This is a genomic window from Flavobacteriales bacterium, from assembly GCA_030584065.1.
Classification (GTDB): Bacteria; Bacteroidota; Bacteroidia; order Flavobacteriales_F; family PHOS-HE28; genus PHOS-HE28.
The window spans coordinates 1211247-1236021 of record CP129489.1; the positions used below are offsets into that span (position 1 = coordinate 1211247).

Genomic DNA, 24775 nt, shown 5'->3' on the forward strand with positions numbered 1-24775 from the left:
CAAGGCCGCAGATGCCGCGCGCCGACCGGCGGCTAACTTGGGCGGCGAACACCATGAGCGAATTCCTCTTCTTCCAATGGCACTGGTGGGCCGCCGTGGCCATCGTGCTGCTCATCGCCGAGATCTTCGTACCGGGCTTCTGGCTCTTCTGCGTGAGCATCGGATGCCTTGCCGCTAGCGCAGGCGCTGCCGCCGGTGCCGGCCCCATTGGGCAGCTCATCCTCTGTGCATCTGCCGCACTCCTCTCCTTCTTCACGCTGCGACCGCTGCTGATGAAGCGGATGTGGAAGGGGCCCGAAGTGCGCACCAATGTGGACGCCCTCGTCGGGCAGCGCGGGCGGGTCAGCCAGGATTTCGAGCCGGGCCTCCGGCTTGGCCGCGTGGCGGTGGGCGGGGATGACTGGCGCGCCGAGTGCATCAACGACCGTGCACTGCGCACCGGCGACCTGGTGGAGGTGGTGCGCGTGGACAGCAACACCCTGGTCGTGAAACCCGCTGATGCCTAGTCAATGAGGGGACTGCCATGGCCGTTCCCCGCACCCTCCGTCTCCCACCCCTCAACAACCTACCAACCCTCAACCTCCCATCATGACCGACCTCATCATCCCCGTACTCCTCGTCGTCTTCGTGCTCGTCATCATCGCCAAGGGCGTGCGCATCATCCAGCAGAGCGAGGCCATGGTCATCGAGCGCTTCGGCAAGTACAGAACCACGCTCACCGCCGGCTTCAATGTCATCATCCCGGTATTCGACAAGCCGCGTGAGATCGTCTTCCGATTCACGCGCGACCTCCCCGACGGCAACAAATACGTGCAGTTCCAGCGCAGGCAGCGCATCGACCTGCGCGAAACGGTGTACGATTTCCCGCGCCAGAACGTGATCACCAAGGACAACGTGATGACCGAGATCAATGCGCTGCTCTACTTCCAGATCACCGACCCGGTGAAGGCGATGTATGAGATCGAGAACCTCCCGCTGGCCATCGAGAAGCTCACGCAGACCACATTGAGGAACGTGATCGGCGAACTGGACCTGGATGAGACGCTCACGAGCCGTGACACCATCAACATGAAGCTGCGCACGATCCTGGATGAAGCCAGCAACAAATGGGGCGTGAAGGTGAACCGGGTGGAGCTTCAGGACATCAACCCCCCGCGCGACATCCGCGAAGCCATGGAAAAGCAGATGCGCGCCGAGCGCGACCGGCGCGCGCAGATCATCGATGCCGAGGGCAGCAAGCGCGCCGCCGTGCTTCAGGCAGAGGGCATCCAGCAGAGCCAGATCACACAGGCCGAGGGACAGAAGCAGAGCCAGATCCTGGAGGCCGAAGGCGATGCGCAGGCCCGGATCCGCCGCGCGCAGGGCGAAGCCGAGGCCATCCGGCTGGTGGCCGAGGCCGTGGCCGGCGGCAAGGGCGACCCCACCAACTACCTCATTGCCATGAAGTACCTGGAAACGCTGAAGGAGATGACAAGCGGCCAGGGCAACAAGGTCGTCTACATCCCTTACGAGGCCAGCGGCGTGCTCAGCAGCGTGGGCGGCATCAAGGAAATGCTGGACATGAACCGGAAAGGGTGACCCCTCCTCCTGCATCAAGCGCGAAGGGCGGCCAAAAGGCCGCCCTTCGCATCTCGTACCCCAAGCCTCAGTTCTCGTCCGGCAAGAAGCTGTGGCGCTCGGCATAGCGCAACATCTGCCCGAGGAAGTCCTTCGGATAGGTCACCTTCACATCCGTGATGCTGCCGTCCGCGCCGGTGACGGCCTCCATCTCGGGCTGGATGAAGCCCGCATAGGGCTTGGTCCTGATCTGCTCGGCGCGGCGCAGCACCTCGGCGTGTATGGCGGGGTCCACCTTCACGCCGTAGGTCTCCACCAGAGCTTGGCAGGCCTTGTAGTCGCCCTGGCTCTTGATGCGCTGCACCTCCCGCAGCAGCTCGCCGAAAATATTGCGCAGCTTGTCGTAGTCGCGGATATCGTAGTAGGTGTCGCCATCGCGCACCACCTTCACGATCACGCTGTCGGCCTTGCCGCGCTCGTAGGCCCATGCGCTCACCCACATACGGTTTCGCATGTGCGCCTCCTCGATGTCCTTGCCCGGCTTGATGCGGCGCAGCTGCACCAGCAGGCCGTTGCGGATATAGCTGTCGTACTCGGCCATGCCCACCTCCAGGCTCGGCATCACGCCCAGCTCAACGAGCTTGGGGTCCATCACGAAATAGAGGGCCACGAGATCGGCGCGGCCCTCCTCCAGGGTGCTGGCGTAGCTCTTCAGCGTGGCATCGGTCTCGCCAACGCCGGGCTCCAGCTGGCCGCTGGCATGACCCACCACCTCGTGCAGCGCGGTGTGCAGCTTGCCGGCCAGCGCGCCGTGCGCCTTGGCCAGCTCGATCTCCTTCGCGTCGTGGCAGAACACCTCAAGCGTGCTGCTGCCGCTGCTCTTGTCATAGGCGTCGCTGATGTTCCCCAGGCTCACGCTCTTGCTGCCGTGCTTGGCGCGGATCCAGTTGGCATTGGGCAGGTTCACCCCGATGGGGGTGCTGGGTGAGGCATCGCCGGCCTCGCCCACGGTATTGATGAAGCGGTAGGTGATGCCCACCACATCCTTCTTCTTATGCTGGGGCAGCAGCGGGCTGTTGTCCTCGAACCACTGGGCGTTCCGCATGATCACCTCCATGTTCTTGGTGGCCACCGGATCGTTCACCTCCACGATGGCCTCGTAGCTGCCGCGCTTGCCCATGGGATCGTTGTACACCTCCACGAAACCGAGGATGTAGTCCACCGTGCTCTCCACGTCCTTCACCCAGGCCACATTGAAATCGTCCCACACCTTCAGGTCGCCGGTGCGGTAGTACTCGATGAGGAGCCCCAGGGCCTTGCGCTGGGCCTCGTTCTCCGCTACGCCCATGGCCTTCTCCAACCACTTCACGCTTTCCTCCAGCGCAGGGCCGTAGAGCCCACCGACCCTGTAGGTACGCTCTTCCAGCTGGCCGCTGGCGTTGCGCACCAGTTTGCTGTTGAGTCCGTAGCTCAGGGGCTCGTCGGTCCCGATGGCCTCCTTCGCCGCATAGTACTGCTCCACCTCCCCTTGGCTGACGTCCTCGCCATAGAAATTGACCGCGCTGGCGAGCACCAGGTCCTTGGAGGCATCGAGGCTCACCTTCTTGGCATCGACCTCCGGATTGAAGATGGCCTCCATCGCCTCGGGCGCCAGCTTGACGCCGCTCTCGGCCAAGGCCTGCTCGAACCAGGTGCGGGAGAAGGCCGGCTCATGCTTGTCATTGCTGTAGTGGTGGTGGATGCCGTTGCTGAAGAACACCTGCTTCGCATAGGTCTCGAAGGCCTCCCACTCCGTACCCGAGCGCTCGCCATTGTAATTGAGCAGCACCGCTTCGATGGCCCGACGGATGCGCAGATTATAGCGGTAGTTCTGGTCCCACATGATGTCGCGGCCCGCAAGGCCGGCCATGTTCAGGTAGTAGCACAGCTGCTTCTGCTGGAGCGTGAGCTGGTCCCAACCGGGAATCTGGTAGCGCAGCACCCGGATGTCGGCGAACTCGTCGGCCTCGTAAAAGCCGGAGTCTGAGGGGGAGACGGTCTCGGAGTTGATCCGGGAGGGCTTTTCCGGCTGTCCGCAGGCATGCAGGAGCGCGACGGCCGGAAGGAGAAACAGGAACGTTCGGGAACGCTTCATGAACGAGGGGTTTGGTTCAAGGCTGGCGAAGATAGCCGGGACATCAAAGGCCTGCAGGCAATGCCATGGAGCGTTCGAAGGGGAATGCGACCTTTGGCCTGCCATGGCCGAGCGCAAGCGACGTCCTCCTCTGCTCGATGCCTTCGGCTTCGCGGCCCCTTGCACGGCGGTGCATCCGGCCACGCTGGAACCCCTTGCAGCAGGCGGCGACCTGGCTGCCACCCCGCTGCCGGCCACCTCGCGCACCCATCCTGAGCGCCAAGACCTTACCCTGGCCGAAGGCTGCGATTCGGCATCCATCATCATCCGCAGCAGCCGGCCTGCACGGCGACCGGCCAACTGGGTCCGCAAGGTGCAGGCGCTGCAGTCTGCGCTGACACCTGCCGTGGAGCGCCACGGCGCGCTGCTGCTGCCCAGCGGCTCACCCGTGGCGCCCTGGGGCGCGTCCGAGCCTATCCCCGGCTGCCTGCAGCGCGCGCTCCGGCTCGACCTGCACTTCGACCGGGCCGAGGACTTCGGCCGTCTTCACGCGGCGGTGCGGCTCGTGCTGCCACTGATTCCGGCCATTGCCGCCGCCACACCGATGCGCGAGGGACGCGTCACCGGCATCCTGAGCAACCGCCTCAGGGCATGCCTCGACCTGTATGACCGCTTCCCCGAGCGGGTGGGGGCCTTCATTCCGGAGGCGGTCTTCGACCAGGCCGAGCACGATCGCGCCATCCTAGGGCCCATCGCCCGTTCCGCAGCGGCCGCGGGCCGCGCCGAGCCCCCGGATCCGCAAATGCTGAACCTCCGCGCGGCCACGGCGCACTTCGAGCAGGGCATCCTGTCCATCCACGCCATCGATGCGCAGGAGAATTCCGCTGCCGATATGGCCGTGCTCGAGTTCATCATCGCCATCCTCAAGGCCTTGGTGGGCGGCAGGTGGGTGAGCACCTACCTGCAGCGGGCATGGGGCACGGATGACCTAGCCGCCATCCTGCTCACCACCATCCACGACGGCACCCATGCCATCGTCACCAATCGCGATTATCTGCTGATGTTCGGGCTCATGAAGCAGGAGGAGGCCACCGCGGACCGCCTGCTGCAGCACCTGTTCGTTGAGCTCTATGGCGAGCTGAGCGAGAACGCGCGCGTCCACATCAGCCTCATCATCGAACAGGGCTGCCTGGCTGAGCGCCTGTCGGTGCGCTTGGGCCACGACCCCGGCGCCCAGCGCCTGCGGGAGGCCTTTGCAGCCTTGGCGGCCTGCCGCACGGACGGACCTTTCCGCTAGAGCACGCCACCCGCCGAGGCGAATCGGGGCGCCGTCGACGGCGGAGACGGTATCCATCGAAATGGACGAACCCCTGCGCTGCGGCCGCGTTGCGAAGCCCATAGCGCAGCCATGACAAGATCGCTCCAAGCCACCGTGCTCCTGGCCTGCTGCACTGCCTCGGCCCAGCCGCCGGTACTGCATTGGCCCTTGGATGAGAGCGCGGGCTCCCTGGCCGCCTGCTGGGGCGGACCCGCTGGGGTGCTGGCCGGTGGCACGGCTTGGGCGCCGGAAAGCGGCCATCATCAAGGCGCCGCGCGGTTCGATGGAGTCGACGACCGCATCGTGCTCGGTCCGTGCGACATAACGAGCGGCTCGGGAGGGCTGACGGTATCGCTATGGGCGAAGGCCGATTTCGTTACCGGCATGGAGCGGGTACTCATCGCCAAGGCAACGGGGCCTGCAATAAGCGACCATGTGTGGTCCATCGCCTTCGTGAACGGTACGGCCCTGCGATTCAGGCTCCGCGCAGGCGGGGCGAGCCGTGAGCTCACCACCCCTCCCTCCTCGCTTTTCGGCGCGCTCTGGTACCATCTGGTGGCGGTGCATGATGGGGCCGAGATGCGCCTGTACCTGAACGGTGCCCTCATGGGCTCGATGGCCGCCCCCGGCACCTTGGGGCTGCATCCGCAATCACCGGCCTCCCTAGGCGCCCTGAGCACCGGAGCACAGGCCTTCTCGGGATGGATCGACGATGTGCGCATCCATGACCGCCCGCTCACCGAACCGGAAATCATCGAACTGTTGTTCGCGAGCATGATCACCGGACTGCCACCTGACGACCACGGCCTCCCACTCCTGCTAGGCGATGCGGTGAACGCGCCGTCCGGCTGCCGGCGCGTGCGTGTGATGGATCCGCTGGGGCGTGAGCTGGCATCGAGACCCGTACGTGCGCCGGCCACCGTCGATCTTGCCTTCCTTCCCGCTGGGCACTACCTGGTCTGCCTGGAAGGCGACGGTGGCCGCCACGTGCTTCGCCTGGCAAGGCCGTGATCACCCGATCACTTCCAGCCGCAGGCCATCATAGGCGAGCGATACCCCATCCGGCAACTGACGTGAGACCTCCGCATGCGCACCGAGCAAGTGGCTGATGTGGGTGAAATACGCCTGCCGCGGACCGATGCGGTCCACCAGTTCCAGCGCCTCACGCAGATTGAGGTGCGAGGGGTGCTCCTCGATCCGCAGCGCATTGAGCACGAGCAGGTCAATGCCCTGCAGACGCCGCACCTCCTCGGGCTCCACCGTCTTGGCATCAGTGATATAGGCCAGCCCTCCAAGGCGGAAGCCGAGCACTGGCATGCGCTGGTGCATCACGTGGATGCATTCCACCGGGATGCCCCCGGCCTGGAAGCGTCGCTGCTCAATGGGCACCAGGTGCAGCTCCGGTACGCCGGGGTAGCGGTCCTTCGCGAAGGCGTAAGCGTAGATGCGCTCCACGGCACGCAGCGTCGCCGGTGCGCCATGGATGGGCATGGGGCTGCGCATGCGGTAGTTGAGGGCGCGCACATCATCTATCCCGCTCACATGATCCATGTGCTCGTGCGTGAGCAGGATGGCATCGAGATGGTCCACGCCGGCGCGTAGGAGCTGCTGGCGCAGGTCCGGACCCGCATCGATGAGCAGCGCGCTGATTCCAGTGCGGATGAGCGCCGAGGTGCGCAGCCGGGCATCGCGCTGGTCACCGCTCTGGCATACGGAGCAGCGGCAGCCCACCACGGGAACGCCCTGACTAGTGCCTGTGCCGAGGAATTCGATGGTGACCATGCGGCCAAAGATCGCCGATGGCGCGGTGGCGCGCTGATGCTTCTCGATCCACCCTACGCGAGCCTCACGGCGGAACGGCCTGCCGGTGGTACCATGCGCCACGGAGCCGCCTTCGGGCGGCTCCGTGGTCGGCGGAGAGGGAGGGATTCGAACCCCCGTTACCCTTGCGGGTAAAGCGGTTTTCAAGACCGCCGCATTCAACCGCTCTGCCACCTCTCCGGGCCGGCGAAAGTAGGCGGTGGCGCCCAGCGTGCATTGCGTACCGGTGGTCGGAGCCTTCAGGAAAGGCTTATTGCGCCAAAGCTCCGGCAGCCGGAAGGTGCCTCACGGCCTTAGCTTTGAGGCACGATGAGGCACTTTGCTGTCCTTTCCCTCCTCCTCGCTTCCGCATCCTCAATGGCCGCCGTGGAGGTGGTGGTGGAAGCCAAGGTGTTCCATGCCCCTGGCCTGGGTCCGCGCGTGGAGGTGAACATGGCCATGATCGGCGGAACCATGACCACCTTGCCGAACACGGCCGGATTCATGCAGGCCCGGGTTGAGGCACTCACAATCATCGAGCAGGACGGAGCCATCAAGGCCTTCGCCAAGACGGAGGTGCTGGGTCCGGAGCGGTTGGACTCCCTGCAGCAGGACCTGCTCCACCAAGAGGTATTCAAGCTGGCTCCCGGCGCCTACGAGCTGCTGGTGGAACTCCGCGACCTGAACAGTTCGGACACCACCATCACCAGATACCGTTCCCCGCTGGCCGTCGGGGCACTGCCGCAAGGCATTTCAGTTTCCGACATACTGCTTGCGGAGCGCTTCGATCCGGCCACGGCAGACCGCCCCACCCCATCGGGCTACAGGGCGGTGCCCTTGCTCAGCGACTACCTGCCCTCCTCGGTCGCCCAACTGGCGTTCTACGCGGAGGTGTACGGCACCGATGCCGCCTTCGGGCAGGACAGCCTGTTCCTGCTGACCTACCAACTGGAGGACTTCGAGAAGCGAACGGTCGCCGGTGCTTTCAAACGAAGCATTCGCGCCAAGGGCGGCGCGGTGGTGCCAATCATGGCGGAGATGCCGATCGACCAGCTGCCCTCCGGCAACTACCTGGCGGTGATCGAGGTGCGTGACCGCGCAGGGTCGCTCCAGGCCCGCCGCGAGGTCTTCTTCCAGCGGAACAATCCCGTGCGCGTCAACTACGATCTCGACGCCATGGCCAGCCTCGACCTCACCAACACCTTCGCCGGGGCCATGGCGGACCGGGACTCACTGGCGGAGCACATCCGCAGCATGAGGCCCATCGCCGACCCCCTGGAGCAGAAGATCATCGATGACCGATGGAAGGACCGCGACCTGGATCTGATGCGGAGGTTCTTCTACAGCTTCTGGCTCAACCGCGGTCCCGCTGACCCCGAGGCGGCCTGGCGAGCCTACCGCGACGAGGTCATCAAGGTGAACAAGCAGTTCGGTTGCCGGGTGCTCAAAGGCTACCAGACGGACCGCGGCATGGTGTACCTGAAATACGGCCCGCCCAACACGATGATGGACCGGATGAACGAGATGGACTCGTACCCCTATACCATCTGGCACTACTACCGCGCCGGGCGGTTCACCAACCGGCGCTTCGTCTTCTACCAGCCCGACCTCATCAGCCAGTGCATGGTGCTGCTCCACAGCGAGGTGCCCGGGGAGGTGCAGAATCCGCGGTGGAACCAGATCCTGCATTCGCGCAACGTGGCCATGCCGAACGTGGATCCCGCCAAGGTGGACACGCAGAGCGGGGAGCGCGCGAACGAGTTCTTCCTCATGCCCCGGTAGGCGCCTGTGGCGGCGCGGTGCCACCTTTGCCGCCCAGCATGCCCAGCACCGCCATCGTCATCCTCAATTGGAACGGCCGCCGCTGGCTCGAGCGGTTCCTGCCGGGCGTGGTATCCAACAGCCCGGGCGCCACGATTGTGGTAGCCGATAATGGCAGCAGCGACGACAGCCTGGAGTGGCTCGCTCGGGCGCAACCCGGGGTGCGAACCATCGAATTGGGCACCAACCTGGGATTCGCAGGGGGCTACAATGCCGCCCTGCGGCAGCTGGAAGCCGACCGCTTCGTACTGCTGAACAGCGATGTGGAGGTGGCGGCCGGATGGCTCCAGGGCTTGACCGACTGCCTGGACCGCAATCCCGATATGGCCGCCTGCCAGCCCAAGGTGCTTGCACACGGAAAGCCGTCCTCCTTCGAGCATGCCGGCGCCGCTGGCGGATTCATCGACCGTAACGGCTATCCGTTCTGCCGCGGCCGGATCTTCGAACTCACCGAGGAGGACCATGGCCAGTACGACGACGACTGCGACGTGTTCTGGGCCACAGGAGCCTGCCTCATGGTCCGGGCGGACGCCTTCCGGGAGGTCGGGGGCTTCGATGAGCACCTTTTCGCCCACATGGAGGAGATCGATCTGTGCTGGCGACTCAAGCGGCTGGGCTGGCGCATCGGGTACACCAGCGCCTCCGTCGTTCGGCACGTGGGCGGCGGGGCCCTCGGCTATGGGAGCCCGCGCAAGACCTACCTCAATTTCCGCAACAGCCTCATCGTGCTCACCAAGCACCTGCGATCGCGCGCACTGTTCCTGCGCATCGTGCGCCGCCTGGCGCTCGACGGCTTCGCAGCCTTGAAATTCCTCGTCGAAGGCCATTCCGCGCATGCCTGGCAGGTGGTGCGCGCGCATTGGCACTACTTCGCCGCACTGCCACGAATCCGGCGCCAGCGGATCGCGCTCTCCGCCTCCGAGCGTTCGCCGCGACTGGACGGGCTCTATCTGCGCAGCATCGCCTACGACCGCTTCATCCTGGGCTGGAAGACGTTCAGCGCGCTCGACCGCACCGCCTTCATCAGGCGCGCTGAATGAGGTGCATCACCGCCATCCGGTAGCCCTCCAGCCCGAAACCCATGATGCTGCCGGCGCAGACCGACCCTGTGAGCGAGACATGGCGGAACGGCTCACGCGCCAGCAGGTTGCTTATGTGGACCTCTACCACGGGCACGCGCACGGCCACGATGGCATCCCGCACCGCCACCGAGGTGTGCGCATAGCCGCCGGCATTCAGCACCACGCCCTGTGCACGGCCGTCGGCCTGCTGGATGGCGCTCACCAGCTCCCCTTCCAGGTTGGTCTGGAGATAGTCGATGGTGACGCCCATGAATCCCGAACGGAGCTCGGCGAGGTACTCCTCGAAGGAGCGGCCGCCATAGACCGAAGGCTCGCGCGAGCCGAGCAGGTTGAGGTTGGGACCATTGAGGATGAGGATGCGCATCGGAGGCGGCCGACTGCCCGGCCGATGCGCGAAGATGGCATGAACAGCGCCGCGTTGGCATCCCCCACGGACGAAGACTGGCCAAGGCCATGCCGAGCCGCATCTTCGTGCCGATGGATTGGGAACGGGCCCTCCGCGGATTCAGGATGCACCTGAAGCTGGAGCGCTCCTTGAGCGACCGGACGATCGCGGCCTACCTGAGCGATGCAGCCAAGCTGCGGCGGTATGCTGAGGCGCTGAGCCCGCCGCGCACCCCGGTCAGCCTCAGCGCCGAGCACCTGCGCGCCTTCATGCAGGCGTCCGCGCGCAAAGGAATCGCCGCCACGAGCCAATCCCGCCTGCTCAGTGCGCTGCGCATGCTCTACCGCAGCCTCCTGCTCGACAAGGCCATTGCCGAAGACCCTACAGAGCTGCTCGAGAGCCCGCGGCTCGGACGGAAGCTCCCGGTGTTCCTCTCCTTGGCGGAGGTGGACGCCATTTCGGACGCTGTGGACCTGAGCCGGCCACTGGCCCATCGCGACCGCGCGATCATCGAGACCCTCTATGGCTGCGGCCTTCGCGTGAGCGAGCTCTGCGGCCTCCGGATCTCCCGCATCACAGCCCAGGAGGGATTCGTGCGCGTGATCGGCAAGGGCGACAAGGAGCGGCTGGTGCCCATCGGCAGCGAAGCCCTGCATTGGATCGACCTGTACCGGCGCCATGAACGCGCCCACCTGCCCGTGAAGCGCGCGGCTGAGGACATCCTTTTCCTGAATGCCCGTGGCGGCGCACTGTCACGCATCACCGTCTTCAAGCTGGTGAAGTCCCTCGCCGCGCGGGCGGGCGTGGACAAGGAGATCAGCCCGCACACCTTCAGGCATTCCTTCGCCACCCACCTGGTGGAGGGTGGTGCCGACCTGAGAGCGGTGCAGGAGATGCTCGGACATGCCAGCATCACCACAACGGAGATCTATACCCATCTGGACCGCGAGTACCTGCGCAGCAACATCATGCGCTTCCACCCGCGCGCCGTGCGCGCCTGAAGGCGGCCTCAGCGCGCCACCACGAATCGTGCCCGCCGTGGCGCAGAACGGCCATCGCTGACCGAAAGCAGGTAGGTGCCAGGGACCAAGCCGCGCGCATCGAGCTGAAATGCACCCGTACGCGACACCTGCATGGAGGCCTTGACCGCCTTCCCGCACAGATCCGTGACCAGCACATCCGCATGGGTCCACACGGAGGGGAGTCCCACCTCCAGCAAGCCGCCCGTGGGATTCGGACTGATTCGCAATCCCTCCGCCACGGTCCCGCGGGTGCCGGTGCTCAAATGGAAATACGGTTCCGACTCCTTTATGCACCCGTTGGCGTAGGTCACGCGAACGGTATAGTTGCCGGTGAGGTAGGCATAGATGACCTGGGTGTCGCCATCGGGGAATGCCACACCGTCCACGAACCAGGCATACGATGCACCCTCCGGCGCGATCAATTCATTGCCATCCGGGGTGATCACCGGGCGGTCCATGGGGCAGCGATCGCGCAGTTGGAAGAGGCGCCCTTGCGTGGCGTTGGTCATGAAGAACTCGCCCGTAGGCTTCACGGCGAATGCACTGTTGCCGGTGAAGGCCATCGGCGCTGCCAGCTGGTCCGTGTAGCCGCCCAGGCCATCCGGCGTCAGGGTCCAGATGCCGCCCACGCAGTAATCCGAGTAGAAGTAGCGGCCTTGGAACCGCGGCCACAGGCCACCGCGGTACACCTCCCCGCCGATGATGGCGCAGAAGTCGCCGCCCGTCACCGGGTGCCCCTTCACCGCAACAGGGAATACGTGCTCCGCTTCGGGGAGGCAGGTGCTCAGGTTGAACTCCTCACCGCCCTCGTAGCAGCGCCAACCGAAGTTGGGGCCGGTATTGAGGCCGCCCGGCCAGCGATCGATCTCCTCCCACCGCTGCTGGCCCACATCCGCGATCCACAGGTCGCCGTTGAGCGGATCGATGCCGATGCGGAACGGATTGCGCAGGCCATAGGCCCAGATCTCCGGCCGCTCCCCATTGGGCGAGCCAGCGAACGGATTGTCCGGAGGGATGGAGTAGGTGCCATCGGCCTCGGGCTTGATCCGCAGCACAGTGCCGAACAGCGTGGTGGGATCCTGGCCGTAGTCATTGGGGTCGTCCGCACCGCCGCCGTCGCCCAGCGCGCAATACAGGTAGCCATCCGGCCCGAAGGCCAGGCCGCCCGCCTGGTGGATGGCATTGGGCTGCTCCAATGCGATCAGCACCACCTCGCTGGCAGGATCAGCCCGGTTCGGATCCGTCACATCACGGGTGAAGCGCGAGATCCGCGATGTGCCGAACGGGCCGCTCGGATGGACGTAGTTGATGTAGAAGTGCCCGTTCTGCGCGTAATCCGGGTCGAGCGCGAACCCCAGGAGCCCGCGCTCGCCGCTGTACACCACGCGGCTGCTGATATCCAGGAAGGAAGGGGCCAGCACGGTTGCGCTATCCGCGACGATGTCGATGTTGCCCATCTGGCGGGCCACGTAGATCCTGCCCTCCGAATCGAAGTCGAGGTCGATGGCGCGCGCCAGGTTGGCCCAGGGCACTAATTCGAGTTCAACCGGCTCCTGTGCGGAAGCCGGCGACGCGGTGAAAAGAGAAAGCAGCAGGATGGACGAAGGACCGATTGAACGCATGCGCCGCCTCCGGTTCCGGAAGCGGCGCGAAAATACCCCGGGCACGATACGCAGCGCTCAGAAAACCTGCACCTGCCGCTTGTTGCCACGGATGTAGACGCCGGGAGCAGGTTCATCCCCCACGGGGCGGCCCATGAGATCGTGCAGCGGGCCCTTGCCCTGCGGGATGCGCTCCCAGACCTCGGCGATGCCGGTCTGCGTTCCCTGCAGCGGACTGGCCACCACCACCACCTCGTCCAGCGCCCACGCGCCGTTGGTATTCTGATAGGGCTGGAAACGGAGCTGGAACGTACCGATACTGCTGCCTTCCGGCGGAACCACCGATCCGAGGTCGGACAGGGCCACGCTGGTGAACTCCAAGGGCACCTCCACATCGGCCACCACCTCCGGCGCCATAGCGGCATCCGGGGTGAAGAGCACCTTCACGCGTTGGGGCCCATCTGCGTAGAGCGCATGCCGGAACCGGATGGAATCGATGCGAATGGGGGCCGTGGCGACTCCCGAGATGGCAAGCACCCGGTCGCCAGCCGGCTCGGCGGTCCACCCCGTGGAAAACACCGCATTGTCGCCGACGGCAATGGGCAGCGGGCAGGCGTCCACCCCGATCCATGCCGCATTGGTGCCGATGAGCGGGCCCGAGGTGCCGGCAGCGAGATTGCAGGCAGTGCATCCCCCTTCGCAGTTGAGCACCTCGGCACAGGCCTCGTTGAGCCAGCGGTATTCGATGCGGTATTCCTGCGCCTTGACCGTCCCCATGATGAAGGTGGCTGCGAGGCACAGGATGCGGAATGAACGATGCATGGTCGAGCGTTTTGGAGCGATCCATCCGGATGCTCGGGGCGCTCGTACGCTGTTCAGCGGAAGAGGTTACGCTTAGGGGCCAAGCCGCGCATCGACTCATGCCGGTTTCCGGGCAGTCAGCCCGGTCAGCGGTCCACCACGAAGCGCTTGGCCCCGATGGTACGACCATCCGGCCCGGTGAGGCCGAGCAGGTAGCTGCCCGGCGGCAGGTCCTGCACATCGACTCCGAACGGCCCCGTGCCGAGCGCGCGGGTCTGGCGAAGCACGAGGCGTCCCTGACTGTCCAGGATATCCACCAGGCAGGTGCCCTTCCGGCCGGCCGGCACCTCCACGGTAAGCCGGTCCGCCACCGGCACCGGATAGAGCGTGAAGGCACCCTGCTCCGCCTCCGCCATGCCGATGAAGCCCGATGCCTTGGCGAACGCGATCTGCCCCCGCAGCAGCATGTTCAATTCGATCTGGCCCGTGCCGTTGGTGAGCGATCCGGTGGTGACGGTCTGATCGGGATGGATCACCCACGGCTGGTCGGCGTCCGGGCGCCACACCATCACCATACCGCTCTCGTCGCCGGCGACAAGGTCAAAGTCGAACTGGCTGGGGATGCCACCCTGGTAGATGAAGCGGGCGCGCATCGCCGCGGTCTCCTCGAACCGCCCGCTCACATTCCAGTAATGCGTGCCGCTCACCTGCTGAACGCCCGGGCCGAAGGGCTCCTGATCGGCTCCGGACCAGATGTGCTCCACGCGGACGAGCGCTGTATCGGGCAGGTCGGATGCGATGAGGCGGAAATCGACCCTGGGCAACGCCGTGTTGTAGGAGGCGGCGGGGAGCAGCGTGGCCTCATGGTCCATCCGCGCCTGATTCAGGCGATGGTGCCGGTCGAGCACGGCCATGACGGGCTGGAACGGGACGCTCAGCTGCAGCAGCGTTGAGGCGCCGCTGGCGGTCACTGGCACCTCATGCACCTGCCCATCAGAGCCGACGAGGGTGAGGTCGAGCGGCACGTCGGAATGCAGCGTTTCCGTGCCGTAGAGCTTCTGGCCGATATGCAGGTCCACCGTCCAGCCTCCGCCGTCGGATTGGCTGGTGAATGACCGCACCTCGAAGACTGAATACCCGGGGCTGAACACCCAATCCTGGAAGAACGGATGAAGGTCTCGCCCGGTGATGGACTCCAGCGTATCGCGCCACTGCTCGGGGGTTATGGTCCGGTTGCTGAGGCGCACTTGGCTCTCGCGCATGGCGGTCCGGAAGAGGTCATCGCCCAGGTAGCCTCGCAGGTTGTGCATCACGGCCGCGCCCTTGTAGTAGGTGTGCGTGCCGTAGATGTGCTCATCAGGCATGGGCGAGAGGGCCTGGAAACCATCGTCATCGGTGTGGGCGGAGCCGAGGATGTCGAGCAGGTTGTCCTTCACCATGCTCACCATCGCGGGCCGACCATTGAGCCATTCCTCCAGCAGATGGGCACTGTACTCGGCGGGGCCCTCCTTGAGCCACATGTCGTTATGCACGAAGGGCGTCACCCAATCGCCCCACCAATGGTGGCCCAGCTCATGGGCGAAGAGCTTGCGGTTGCGCGCCACGCTCTGGCTCGGCATGAAATCCGGATAGGCGATGTTGGTGGGGATCTCCAGCGCACCATCGGTGGTGAGCACATAGCCTACGCGCCCGTAGGCATAGGGGCCGTACCAGTGCTCCAAGGCATCGATGCAGGCGCCGAGGTCGCCGAATCTGCCCACCATGGCGTTCAGCTGAGCGGGCTTGGCGCGCAGGGTGACGGGAATCTCGCCATACGCGCCGGTGTGCACGAATGCGTGCTCGGCATAGTCCGCCACGGCGATGGCGCTGACATGCGTCGGGATCTCGTGCTCCAGCGCGAAGGAGCGCACCACCGTATCGCCGCCGAGCTGGGTCTCGCCCAGGAATTCGCCCTGGCCTTGCAGCCTGCGCCCCCCGGCGCTCTTGACGCTCCACGTGTAGCTCGCACGCTCCACGAAGCTGTCGAAGCACGGGTACCAGACCTTCCCGAAGTTCGGCGGCACGGTGGAAAGGCCGATGCCAAGGTTGTAGATGTAGTTGCTGGCGAAGTAGAAGCCGCCCCATTCCGGATCACGGAGGGGCGAGCCCTGGTAATGAACGGTAAGCTGCTGCTCCTCCCCCACCGGCGGAGCGGTCTCCAGGTTCACCCGGAGGAACTGGCCATCGTGGGTGAAGGCCAGGGGTCCATCCGGGCCGATCACGGAATCCACCTGGAGGCCCTGCAGGTCGAAGCGGATGCTCCCTTGGTCCGCCATGAGGGCCTGGAAGGTGATGGTGGTAGCGGCCTTGATGGATTGACCGGCGTAGTCGGTCACATCCATGTCGATGCCATAGTGCAGGATGTCGAAGGTGTCGCTGCGTGCAATGGTCTCGGCGATGAGCGTGCGCTGGCCCGGGGTGAGCGGCTGGGGGCGCGGGGGCTCGCCATCGTGCAGCACCAGGCAGCCGCGCATGAGCGGCTGTGCCATGGCAGAGGAGGCGATCAGGAGTGCGGCGAAGGGAAGGGACGTGCGCGCGAACGGCATGCGATGAAGCTCTGGTCCACGAAGCTAAGGAGGCCCGCTCAGCGCACGGCGATCATCACCCGGTTTGCACGGTGGTCGCTGAGCTCCTCCGGCAGCACCTCGAACCCCCAGCTGGCGATCGCCTCATCGTGCAGGATGTGGTCGATGCGCAGGCGCGGCAGCTTGCCGATGTAGGTACCGCCCGTACCGCTGCCGCTCTCCACGAAGGCATCGCGGCGATTGCCGCGGAGCTGGCCGTAGGCATAGCTCATGGGCACATCATTGATGTCGCCGCAGAAGACCACCGGGTGGGGGCTCCGCGCCATGTCCTCCACGATGGCGGCGACTTCCTCGGCCCTTCGCACCGATCCAGAGCGGAGCAGGCCCAGTATGCGCCCGCCCCTCACCTTGATGGTCTCGGTGTCCGTGCCGGTGTTCAGCGAATCCAGGAAGCGGTAGTCCTGGTCGCCGAAATGGAAGCTCGCGAGGTGGGCATTGTACACGCGGACGGTGTCGCCCTCCACCGCCACATCGGTCCAGATGCAGAGGTTGCCCGAGCGCTCCGCGAAGGCCACCTGGCCGCGCCGCACGATGGGATGGCGACTGAAGGTGGCGATCCCGAAGTGCTGATCGTTGCGCGCCTTCTGCGACCAGGCCATGTGCTCGGCCCGATAGCCGAGTTCACCCACCAGCGCATCGCGCGTGCGGAAGTAGCGCTTGTCCGAGCTGTGGAAGAACTCCTGCAGGCAGAGGATGCCGGCGTCCTCGCGGCGCAGCACATCGAAGATGGCATCGCGCGTGCGGTCGTTGCTGTCCCAGTTGTAGAGGTCGAACAGGCGCACGTTCCAGCTGATCAGCTTGGTGCCTTCGGCCTCAACGCCTTCCGGGGGGGCCGCAGAGCCGCGCAACTGGAAGTGGTCACCGATGTGCGACCCTCCGATGAGCAGGGCGATACCGGAGAGCAGCATCCGCTTGGGACGGGCAATCAGCCAGTACAGCAGGAAGATGCCATGCAAGGCCACCTGGAAGGGGTAGGCATAGGCCAGCAGCACCAAGGGCCAGAAGAGCTTGGGGCTCACGTGCGGCGCCAGATAGGTGGCCAGCAGGACCAGTACGGCCAGGCCATTGGCCCACCACATGGGCCTGTGCCAGCCCGAAGGGCGGCTCTTCAGTAGCTCCCGATCGTCCGACATGGCCATTTAGCTGCCGCCGGCCTTGAAGAGGGTTGCTTTCTCCTCTTTGGTCAGGCTGTCGTACCCGCTGCGCGAGATCTTGTCCAGGATGGCATCGATCCGCGCCTGGTCATCACGCCTGGCCTGGTTATAGTCGGCATCGGAACGGCCCCGGGCAGCGGCCGGACGGGTGACGCGCATCCGCGGCCCTTTCTTCCTGCGCACTAGGCTGAACAGCCGGTCCAGTGCATTCACGAAGGACAGCGACCAGTCGTTCCCTTTGCGCAGCTGCATGGAAGCTGCGTAACCATAGATGGCACCGCCGATATGGGCCAGGTGCCCGCCGCTATTGCCACTGCTGCGCACGCTCACCAGGTCGATGAGCACGAGGACGAGCGCCACCCATTTGAGCCGCACGGCACCGAAGAGCAGCAAGTGCACCTCAAGGTCTGGCCGGTAGGCGGCGATGCCGACGAGCACGGCCATGACCGCCGCCGAGGCGCCGTGGATGGTAGAGATGGGCGCGAGGTCGGCGAAAACCGGCAGGATGTTGTATCCCGCCACGTACAGCGCTAGGCCCGACAGGCCGCCCAGCAGGTAGTTGCCCAGGACGCGGCGGCCGCCAAGGAGGTCCTCGAAGATCCGGCCCATGAACCAGAGCAGCATCAGGTTGAAGAAGAGGTGCAGGAAGTCCCAATGGACGAACATGTAGGTGACCACGGTCCATGGGCGGTGAAGGAGATCCCGCAGGTTGCTCGTGCTCCACAGCCAGCCCAGGATATCGGGGCCCTCTCGGCGGACCGCCCAGAAGGGCAAATCGACCAGGCGCAGGAGCAGGAATACCGCTGCGTTCACCAGGATAAGGCGGATCACCATGCCGCCGCTACGCCATTGCCGCTTCAGATCCTCCAGCATGCCGCAAAGATCGCCCTCAGGCGTAAGGAAGGCGCCGGCGCCAGATGAGCACCGTGAAGAAACCCACGACCAGCCCTCCGATGTGCGCGAAGTGGGCCACATTGTCGCTGCCCTGTCCGAGCAACCCGGCATAGCCTGCATAGACCTCATAGGCCCCATAGAGCAGCACGAAGTACTTCGCCTTGATCGGTATGGGCAGCGGGAAGATCATGAGCTCGACATTGGGGTAGAGCATGCCGAAGGCCACCAGGATGCCGAAGATGGCGCCCGAGGCCCCCACCATCGGGGTGAAGAGCAGCGCCGCCAGCTGGTTCATCGCCCCATCGCCGAAGCCGGTGCCGCCGAACCAGAGATCCCGGAGCGCCGCTGGTCCATCCATGCGCACCAGGGCAATGTCCGACCCGGAGAGGCCCGACGTGAGCTGGCCATACTCCCATGCTTGGACGCCCATGTTCAGGGCCACAGCCCCGAGGCCGCAGATCATGTAGTAGGTGAGGAACCGCTTCGAGCCCCAGCGGTACTCCAGCGGCGAGCCGAGCATGAACAGGCCGAACATGTTCATGAACAGGTGCCAGAAACCACCGTGCATGAACATGTACGTGATGAGCTGCCAAGGCCTGAATTCGGGCGAGGTGATATAGTGCAGCCCCAGGGTGGCATCCATGTCCATGCCGAGGAAGCGCCCTTGGCCGATGAACTTGACGCCATAGACGATGACGTTGATGATCACCAGGTTCTTGACTACGGTGGGCGTATGGGCCAGCGGTCCTGTGCCGTATCTCATCGGTGTTCGAAGCGTTCGTTGAGCTCATCGAGGCTGAAGGTGATGAGCACGGGCTTGCCGCCCGGTGTATGGGTGGGCGATCCGCAGGCGAACAGCCGGTCGATGAGCCCGTGCATCTCGGCGGTTGCGAGGACGCGTCCCGGCCTGATGGCCATGGAGCGTGCCAATCCGCGTGCCAAGGCCGGATGGCGCTCATTCCGTAGGGCGCTGCCCGCGCTCTTGAGCTGCTCCAGCAGCTGCTCGATCAGCCGGCCCGGGTCCTCATCGGCCGCCTCGGCGGGCATCCCGTTCACTTGCACGGTGCGCCCACCGAAGAGCTCAAGGTCCAGGCCCATGCTGCGGAGCTCGGGCAGCACGCCCTGAACGAGTGCCAGGTCGGCGGCGGTGAGCTCCACATGGCGCGGGAAGAGCTCTGTCTGGGACATGCCCGCGCCCTGCGCCAGGAGCTTCAGGTTCCGCTCGTAAAGGATGCGCTCATGTGCGCGGCTCTGGTCCACCACAAGCACGCCGCTCCGCACCTGCGCCACGATGTAGCGGCCGTGGAGCTGGAACACCGGGCGATCGCCGGCACCATCCTCCTCGCGCGAGGGCAGCACCCGGTCCGCCGCGGCCGTCGACCGTTCCACCGCCGCTGTGCCCTCCACGGGCTCGGGCCCCTCCTCCACGGGCGAGGCCATGCCCATGTCGAAGAGCTTCTGCCAACCCTCGGGGCTGGGGCGGGGCGGGGCCGTGAAGGCCCCGAGATCGGCCGGACGCCAAACAGGAGCACCGGCACCCGCATTCGCGATAAGGGCGGGCTCGGGCTCGAAGTCGAGGCTGGGCACGATGCTGAAGCGCCCCAGGGCCCTGCGCACAGCGGCATGCACGATGGCGTACACCGAGCGATCGTCGCGGAACTTGATCTCGGTCTTGGTGGGATGGATGTTGATATCGATCCGCGCCGGATCCAGGTCGATGAAGAGGAACCAGCCCGGGTAGGCATCGGCCGCCACCAGCTCCTCATAGGCGCGCCGAACCGCATGCTCCAGGTAGCTGCTGCGGATGAAGCGGTGGTTGACGAAGAAGAACTGCTCGCCGCGCGACCGCTTGGCGAACTCGGGCTTGCCCACGAAGCCACGGACGCTCACGATATCGGTGCCCTCCTCCACCGGCACCAGGCGCTCATCGTGGCGGCGCCCGAAGAGGCCCGTGATGCGCTGGCGCATGGCCGCCCCGAAAACCGCATCGGAGGGCATCTCCGGAAGGTTGAACTCCTCGCGGTCGTTGCTGATGAGGCGGAACCCGACCTCCGGATGCGCAAGGGCAACCCGGGTGAACTCATCGAGCACGTGCTTCTGCTCCACGCTGTCGCTCTTCAGGAACTGCCGGCGCGCGGGCGTGTTGAAGAAGAGGCTCCGCACACTGATGGTCGTGCCTGCCGGCCCTGCGATGGGCTCCTGCGCCCGCACCCGGCTCCCTTCGATGAGCACGCGCGTGCCCAGCTCCTGATCGTGCTCGCGGGTGCGCAGCTCCACCTGGGCGATGGCCGCGATGCTGGCCAGCGCCTCGCCCCGGAAACCCTTGGTGCGAACGGCGCCAAGATCATCCGCCTGGCGGATCTTGCTGGTGGCGTGCCGTTCGAAGCAGAGGCGTGCATCGCTGGGGCTCATGCCCTTGCCGTCGTCGGTGACCTGCACCAGGGTACGGCCGGCATCCTTCACCACCAGGGTGATGCGGCGCGCGCCGGAATCCACGCTGTTCTCCAGCAGTTCCTTCACCACGCTGGCGGGGCGCTGCACCACCTCGCCTGCGGCGATCTGGTTCGCCACATGGTCGGGCAGCAGCCTGATCAGGTCGGCCATGCGAAGTGCTGCAGGAGCCCGAAGCCCTTGATGATGAAGTAAAGGATGCCGCAGACCATGGCCATGACCACCACCAGGCGCATCACGCTGGCCCCTTCACCGCCCTGCCGCTGCCAGCTATGGCGCATGCGGGCGCGGAACGCCTCAGGGCCCTGGCCCTCCGCACCGGCGGCCCGCTGAATCCGCTGGTGCCGGGCCTCCTTGGCTGCATCATAGTAGCGCGGCGTGTAGTCGAAGCCGCGCCCCCCCCGCTGGCGGAAGAGGCTGAAGAGGGCTGGGATGCGCGGCGGCTGCATGGCCTCAAAAGTAACCAGTCGGCGAGGGTATGCGGGCAGGGAACGCGCCTGGCCGCCGCTTCCGCATCTTCGCGCCATGCGCATCCTCATGGTCTGCCTCGGCAACATCTGCCGATCACCCATGGCCGAAGGCGTGCTGCGCCATCTGGCGCGGGAACGCGGCCTTTCCATCACTACCGACAGCGCCGGCACCGGCGATTACCATGTGGGTGAGGCGCCCGACCATCGGGCCCAGGCCGCCATGCGCCGGCAGGGCCTTGACATCTCCGATCTCCGCGCCCGGCAGTTCACGCCCGAGGACTTCGACCGGTTCGACCTCCTGCTGGCGATGGACGGCGACAACCTGCGCAACATGCTGCGCCTGGCGCCCAGCCCAGCGCATGCGGCCAAAGCGCGGCTCATCATGGACCACGCCCCAGGCAATCCGCTGCGCGAGGTACCCGACCCGTACTTCGGCGGTGAGGAGGGCTTCGATGCCGTGCACGAGATGCTATTGGAGGCTTGCACGAATCTGCTGAACGATGTCCGGCGCTGACGGCAGCGGATCGCTCTACCTCCTCCCCGTGTGGCTGGGCGAAACCGGTGGACCGGAGCAGATGCCGCCTGAGAATGCCGCGCTGGCCGGCCGCATCACCCGATGGTTCTGCGAGCATGAGAAGAGCGCCCGGTCGGCCCTGCGCCGGTTGGTGCCGGCCATAGACCTGTCCAGGCTGGAGCTTCACCGTTTCGACAAGGACTCGACACCGGCCTACGCCCGGGAGTTGATCGGCCTGCTCCGTGACGGCCGCGATGCCGCCGTGATCAGCGAAGCCGGCATGCCGGGCATTGCAGACCCCGGAGCGAGCCTGGTCCGCGCCGCCCACGAGGCAGGCATCCCCGTCATCCCGCTCACCGGGCCATCTGCCCTGCTGCTGGCCCTCGCGGCCTCCGGCCTCAATGGCCAGCGGTTCTGCTTCCACGGCTACCTTCCGGTGAAGCCTCCTGAACGGCGGCAGGCCATCAATCGGCTGGAGCTGGAGGCCAGGCGCACAGGGGCTGCGCAGCTATTCATAGAGACGCCTTACAGGAACGAGGCCCTCTTGGCCGACATGCTTAAGGAATGCCAGCCGGCGACCGTTCTCAGCATCGCCGTGGATGCTACTCAGCCCGGGGGATGGATCCGCACCCGGACCGTCGCGCAGTGGCAGAGGGACCGACCTGTGCTGGGGAAGCGCCCGGCCGTGTTCATCCTCGGCACCTGGCCGCAGTGAGCCGTGTCACGAGACTGAGTCGGTTTGCACCACGGATTCCAGCCTGATGATGTAGCGCACCGGTGCATGCGGGTCGAGCAGGCCGGGGATGCCGCGCTCGCCGAAGGCCATCGCCGAGGGAATGATGAACTCCCCCTCCTGCCCGGTCCGGAGCAGGCTCACGGCCACCTCCACGCCCTTCATCACTTGGTCGGGCGTCCCATAGGTCCATGTGAAGAGCCCGGTGCGCCCCCCAAGGTCATCGAAGAGCCGGCCATCCTCGAGCCGGTGGCCGCGCCAGCGGACGGTCACCGAATCGCCCGGCTGCACCCGGGCCGTATCGCGCACGGGACCCGCGATGCGGTAATGCAGGTCACTCGTGCCCCAGCGCGTCCAGGTGCCGCCATGGTGCGCGAGGTAGGCTGAGATCAGCCGCCGCTCGAAGCCCTCGGGATCCTCCTGACGCATGCGCTCTTCCGCCTCCCGCACCATTTCCGGGGTGCGCAGGTCCACCAAGGCCACCTCTGCCTGCAGCAGCAGCGTATCGGGCGGTGAAGCCAACGCGTCCTTGACCAGCGCCTTCCATGGCCATCGCTCGGCCGGTGCGATCACGCTCATGCTATCACCGGTATGAAGCCTACGCAGCACGGGAGCCAAGGCTCCGGAGCGGAGGTCCCGCGTGAGGTACCATCGCTCGGAGCTCCAGTATGACCCGGGCGCCTCGCCGAGCTCCGCCACGCGAAGCCGCAGGAGCACGCTGTCGCCGTCGGCGGGGATCCGCTGCCCGTCACCCAGCGCATGGTACCTCAGGTGCACGCCTTCAGCCACCTTTTTGAATCCGGGATAGGGCGAGCCCCCGCAGGCCAGGATGACCAACGAAGCCAAGGGCAGCAGGCAATCGGCTCGTGCACTCATGGCCTCACGCCTGCCAGGCCGATGCGGTAGACAACCGTGCTCCGCGGGGGTATCCGGTCCATATCGCCGATAAGGCCGTGCGCACGGTAGCTGGGAATGATGATCACCGCGCTGTCGCCCGGCGAGAGGTGCTGGATGGCCTCGTGCAGGCCGCTCTCCACGTCATCCTCCTCCACCCTGAAGCTCTCCGGGCCTGCGGAATCGCTCACGTACGCGGTATCGCCGTTGAGCAGCTCCACGGTGTAGCGCACCTGCGCCCACTGCCCAGGCCGGACGTTCGCGCCGGCCCTATCGCGCAGGAGAAGATGCCTCACCCCGGTGCCGCTGCGCTGGAGCTGAAGGCCGTTGCGCTCCGCATACAGGTTGATGTCCCGGTCCTCGAGGCGCACGGCATCGCGGTTCTCCTGCATCAAGTTGCGCTCGGGCGGGCGCTGCCCCGCGGGCACCGCCTCACCTCCGCCGCAAGCGGCCAGAAGCAGGACTGCTACCGCGAACCTCATGGGTTTGCCGCGATGAAGGCCGGGAGCAGGGAGCGGAAGCGCGCCACGGCATCGGTGAGGGATTCCTTCGCCTGTCCGCCGGCCGCGTTGCGGTGCCCGCCGCCATTGAAGTGGTCGCGCACCAAATGATCCACCGGAAGCGTGCCTTTCGAGCGCAGGCTCACCTTCACCAGGTCGGGGCGCTCCACGAAGAAGGCCGCCAACCGGATCCCGCGGATGGACAATCCATAGTTCACGAAGCCCTCCGTATCACCAGGCTGGAACCCGAAGCGCTTCAGGTCGGCCATACTGAGGGCGATGATGGCGGTATCCAGCTCCGGGAGCACCTCAAGGCGCTCGTTGAGCGTGAAGCCAAGCAACTTGAGCCGCTCGGGCCGGTTATCGTCGAGGATGGACTCGTGGACCGCGGTGATGACGACGCCGCGCTCCATGAGCTCGGCGGCCACGCGCATGGTGTGGGGCGTGGTGCTGCCGAAACGGAAGGAGCCCGAATCGGTGACGATGCCGGTGTAGAGGCAGGTGGCCGATGCGGTGCTGATGGAAGCACCCAGGCCCAGCGCAGCAGCGATGTCGCAGATCATCTGGCTGGTGGCGCATGCCGTGGGGTCGGAGAACGACAGCTCCGCGAACGGGGCGGGGTCCTGATGGTGGTCGATCAGCACCTTCATCGGGGCCTTCCGCACCGCCTCTTCCAAGCCGCCGACGCGATCGGGCCGGTTGAAGTCAAGGCAGAAAAGGACCTCCGATTCCGCGATGGCGGCCAGCGCCTCATCGCGTCTCGCATCGAAGGCGATGGCCTGGCCGTAGCCCGGCATCCAATGCAGGAAGGACGGTGCGCCGTTGGGCAGCACCACGGTTGCCGAATGGCCTGACCCCTGAAGCAGGTGCATCAACCCCAGCGATGACCCGACGGCATCGCCATCGGGATTGAAGTGCGTGACGATGGCGCAGCGCCGCGGCGATCGGAGCAGGTGCCGCAGGGCGACTACGGCTTCGGCCGGTGCGGAAGGCGAATGCATGGGGCGGCCAAGTTAGCCGCCCCGTGGATGCTGCTGAAAC

23 protein-coding genes and 1 tRNA gene are annotated in these 24775 nt (G+C 65.9%); 9 read left to right on the forward strand and 15 right to left on the reverse strand.

Features of this window, described 5'->3' with window-relative positions; genetic code table 11:
* The first annotated feature begins 53 nt into the window (after positions 1-53).
* Both QY325_05355 and QY325_05360 read left to right on the forward strand, forming a co-directional pair.
* Positions 54-506, forward strand: a complete 453-nt coding sequence (locus QY325_05355) for an NfeD family protein (protein WKZ67349.1) — start codon at positions 54-56, stop codon at positions 504-506.
* Positions 507-588: 82 nt separating this feature from the next.
* On the forward strand, positions 589-1578 hold the full coding sequence (locus QY325_05360) for an SPFH domain-containing protein (GenBank protein WKZ67350.1): 990 nt from the start codon (positions 589-591) through the stop codon (positions 1576-1578).
* A gap of 67 nt (positions 1579-1645) precedes the next feature.
* Here QY325_05360 and QY325_05365 read toward each other — a convergent pair whose 3' ends face one another.
* Positions 1646-3691, reverse strand: a complete 2046-nt coding sequence (locus QY325_05365) for a dihydrofolate reductase (GenBank protein WKZ67351.1) — start codon at positions 3689-3691, stop codon at positions 1646-1648.
* Between the two features lie 103 nt (positions 3692-3794).
* On the opposite strand from QY325_05365, the gene QY325_05370 reads away from it, so the two are divergent.
* Positions 3795-4967: a glutamate-cysteine ligase family protein gene (locus tag QY325_05370; protein ID WKZ67352.1), complete on the forward strand. Its 1173-nt coding sequence runs from the start codon at positions 3795-3797 to the stop codon at positions 4965-4967.
* A gap of 111 nt (positions 4968-5078) precedes the next feature.
* Positions 5079-5999 (forward strand): hypothetical protein, encoded by a 921-nt coding sequence (locus tag QY325_05375; protein ID WKZ67353.1) that lies wholly within the window; start codon positions 5079-5081, stop codon positions 5997-5999.
* Here QY325_05375 and QY325_05380 read toward each other — a convergent pair whose 3' ends face one another.
* Together QY325_05380 and QY325_05385 are read right to left on the reverse strand one after the other, a co-directional pair.
* Complete coding sequence (locus tag QY325_05380; protein ID WKZ67354.1) at positions 6000-6770, reverse strand: MBL fold metallo-hydrolase; 771 nt, start codon at positions 6768-6770, stop codon at positions 6000-6002.
* Positions 6771-6902: 132 nt separating this feature from the next.
* Positions 6903-6989 (reverse strand) — tRNA-Ser (locus tag QY325_05385).
* A gap of 129 nt (positions 6990-7118) precedes the next feature.
* Here QY325_05385 and QY325_05390 point away from each other — a divergent pair.
* A complete protein-coding gene (locus QY325_05390; protein WKZ67355.1) occupies positions 7119-8570 on the forward strand; it encodes a GWxTD domain-containing protein in 1452 nt (483 codons plus the stop codon).
* A gap of 38 nt (positions 8571-8608) precedes the next feature.
* Positions 8609-9649 (forward strand): glycosyltransferase family 2 protein, encoded by a 1041-nt coding sequence (locus tag QY325_05395; protein WKZ67356.1) that lies wholly within the window; start codon positions 8609-8611, stop codon positions 9647-9649.
* On the opposite strand, the gene aroQ is transcribed toward QY325_05395, so the two are convergent.
* Positions 9633-10055, reverse strand: a complete 423-nt coding sequence (gene aroQ / locus QY325_05400) for a type II 3-dehydroquinate dehydratase (protein ID WKZ67357.1) — start codon at positions 10053-10055, stop codon at positions 9633-9635. The genes QY325_05395 and aroQ overlap by 17 nt on opposite strands.
* Positions 10056-10144: 89 nt before the next feature.
* On the opposite strand from aroQ, the gene QY325_05405 reads away from it, so the two are divergent.
* Positions 10145-11077 carry a site-specific tyrosine recombinase gene (locus QY325_05405; protein ID WKZ67358.1) on the forward strand — a complete coding sequence of 311 codons (933 nt, stop codon included), beginning with the start codon at positions 10145-10147 and terminating at the stop codon, positions 11075-11077.
* A gap of 8 nt (positions 11078-11085) precedes the next feature.
* Here the strand turns inward: QY325_05405 and QY325_05410 are convergent, their stop codons facing one another.
* The 8 genes from QY325_05410 to QY325_05445 form a co-directional block, all read right to left on the reverse strand.
* A complete protein-coding gene (locus tag QY325_05410; GenBank protein ID WKZ67359.1) occupies positions 11086-12720 on the reverse strand; it encodes a PQQ-dependent sugar dehydrogenase in 1635 nt (544 codons plus the stop codon).
* Between the two features lie 57 nt (positions 12721-12777).
* Positions 12778-13521, reverse strand: coding sequence for a hypothetical protein (locus QY325_05415; protein WKZ67360.1), 744 nt, complete (start codon positions 13519-13521; stop codon positions 12778-12780).
* A 125-nt stretch (positions 13522-13646) separates the two neighbouring features.
* Positions 13647-16085 (reverse strand): M1 family aminopeptidase, encoded by a 2439-nt coding sequence (locus QY325_05420; GenBank protein ID WKZ67361.1) that lies wholly within the window; start codon positions 16083-16085, stop codon positions 13647-13649.
* Positions 16086-16123: 38 nt separating this feature from the next.
* A complete protein-coding gene (locus QY325_05425) occupies positions 16124-17257 on the reverse strand; it encodes an endonuclease/exonuclease/phosphatase family protein (GenBank protein ID WKZ67362.1) in 1134 nt (377 codons plus the stop codon).
* A 6-nt stretch (positions 17258-17263) separates the two neighbouring features.
* Positions 17264-18151: a rhomboid family intramembrane serine protease gene (locus tag QY325_05430; protein WKZ67363.1), complete on the reverse strand. Its 888-nt coding sequence runs from the start codon at positions 18149-18151 to the stop codon at positions 17264-17266.
* Positions 18152-18167: 16 nt separating this feature from the next.
* Entirely contained in the window at positions 18168-18935 is a 768-nt protein-coding gene (locus tag QY325_05435; GenBank protein WKZ67364.1) for a rhomboid family intramembrane serine protease, read from the reverse strand.
* The gene (mutL, locus tag QY325_05440) at positions 18932-20776 is read right to left on the reverse strand and encodes a DNA mismatch repair endonuclease MutL (GenBank protein WKZ67365.1); all 1845 of its coding nucleotides are present in this window, start codon (positions 20774-20776) and stop codon (positions 18932-18934) included. Before mutL ends, QY325_05435 begins: the two co-directional genes overlap by 4 nt.
* Positions 20764-21072, reverse strand: coding sequence for a hypothetical protein (locus QY325_05445; protein WKZ67366.1), 309 nt, complete (start codon positions 21070-21072; stop codon positions 20764-20766). Before QY325_05445 ends, mutL begins: the two co-directional genes overlap by 13 nt.
* 76 nt (positions 21073-21148) lie before the next feature.
* Here QY325_05445 and QY325_05450 point away from each other — a divergent pair, with 76 nt between their 5' ends.
* Positions 21149-21607: a low molecular weight protein-tyrosine-phosphatase gene (locus tag QY325_05450; protein ID WKZ67367.1), complete on the forward strand. Its 459-nt coding sequence runs from the start codon at positions 21149-21151 to the stop codon at positions 21605-21607.
* Positions 21594-22322, forward strand: a complete 729-nt coding sequence (locus QY325_05455) for an SAM-dependent methyltransferase (protein WKZ67368.1) — start codon at positions 21594-21596, stop codon at positions 22320-22322. Before QY325_05450 ends, QY325_05455 begins: the two co-directional genes overlap by 14 nt.
* Before the next feature lie 6 nt (positions 22323-22328).
* On the opposite strand, the gene QY325_05460 is transcribed toward QY325_05455, so the two are convergent.
* The 3 genes from QY325_05460 to QY325_05470 are packed head-to-tail and all read right to left on the reverse strand — an operon-like array spanning position 22329 to position 24735.
* Complete coding sequence (locus QY325_05460; protein ID WKZ67369.1) at positions 22329-23216, reverse strand: FKBP-type peptidyl-prolyl cis-trans isomerase; 888 nt, start codon at positions 23214-23216, stop codon at positions 22329-22331.
* Positions 23213-23716 carry an FKBP-type peptidyl-prolyl cis-trans isomerase gene (locus tag QY325_05465; GenBank protein WKZ67370.1) on the reverse strand — a complete coding sequence of 168 codons (504 nt, stop codon included), beginning with the start codon at positions 23714-23716 and terminating at the stop codon, positions 23213-23215. Before QY325_05465 ends, QY325_05460 begins: the two co-directional genes overlap by 4 nt.
* Positions 23713-24735, reverse strand: a complete 1023-nt coding sequence (locus QY325_05470) for a bifunctional oligoribonuclease/PAP phosphatase NrnA (GenBank protein ID WKZ67371.1) — start codon at positions 24733-24735, stop codon at positions 23713-23715. Before QY325_05470 ends, QY325_05465 begins: the two co-directional genes overlap by 4 nt.
* Between the last annotated feature and the right edge of the window lie 40 nt (positions 24736-24775).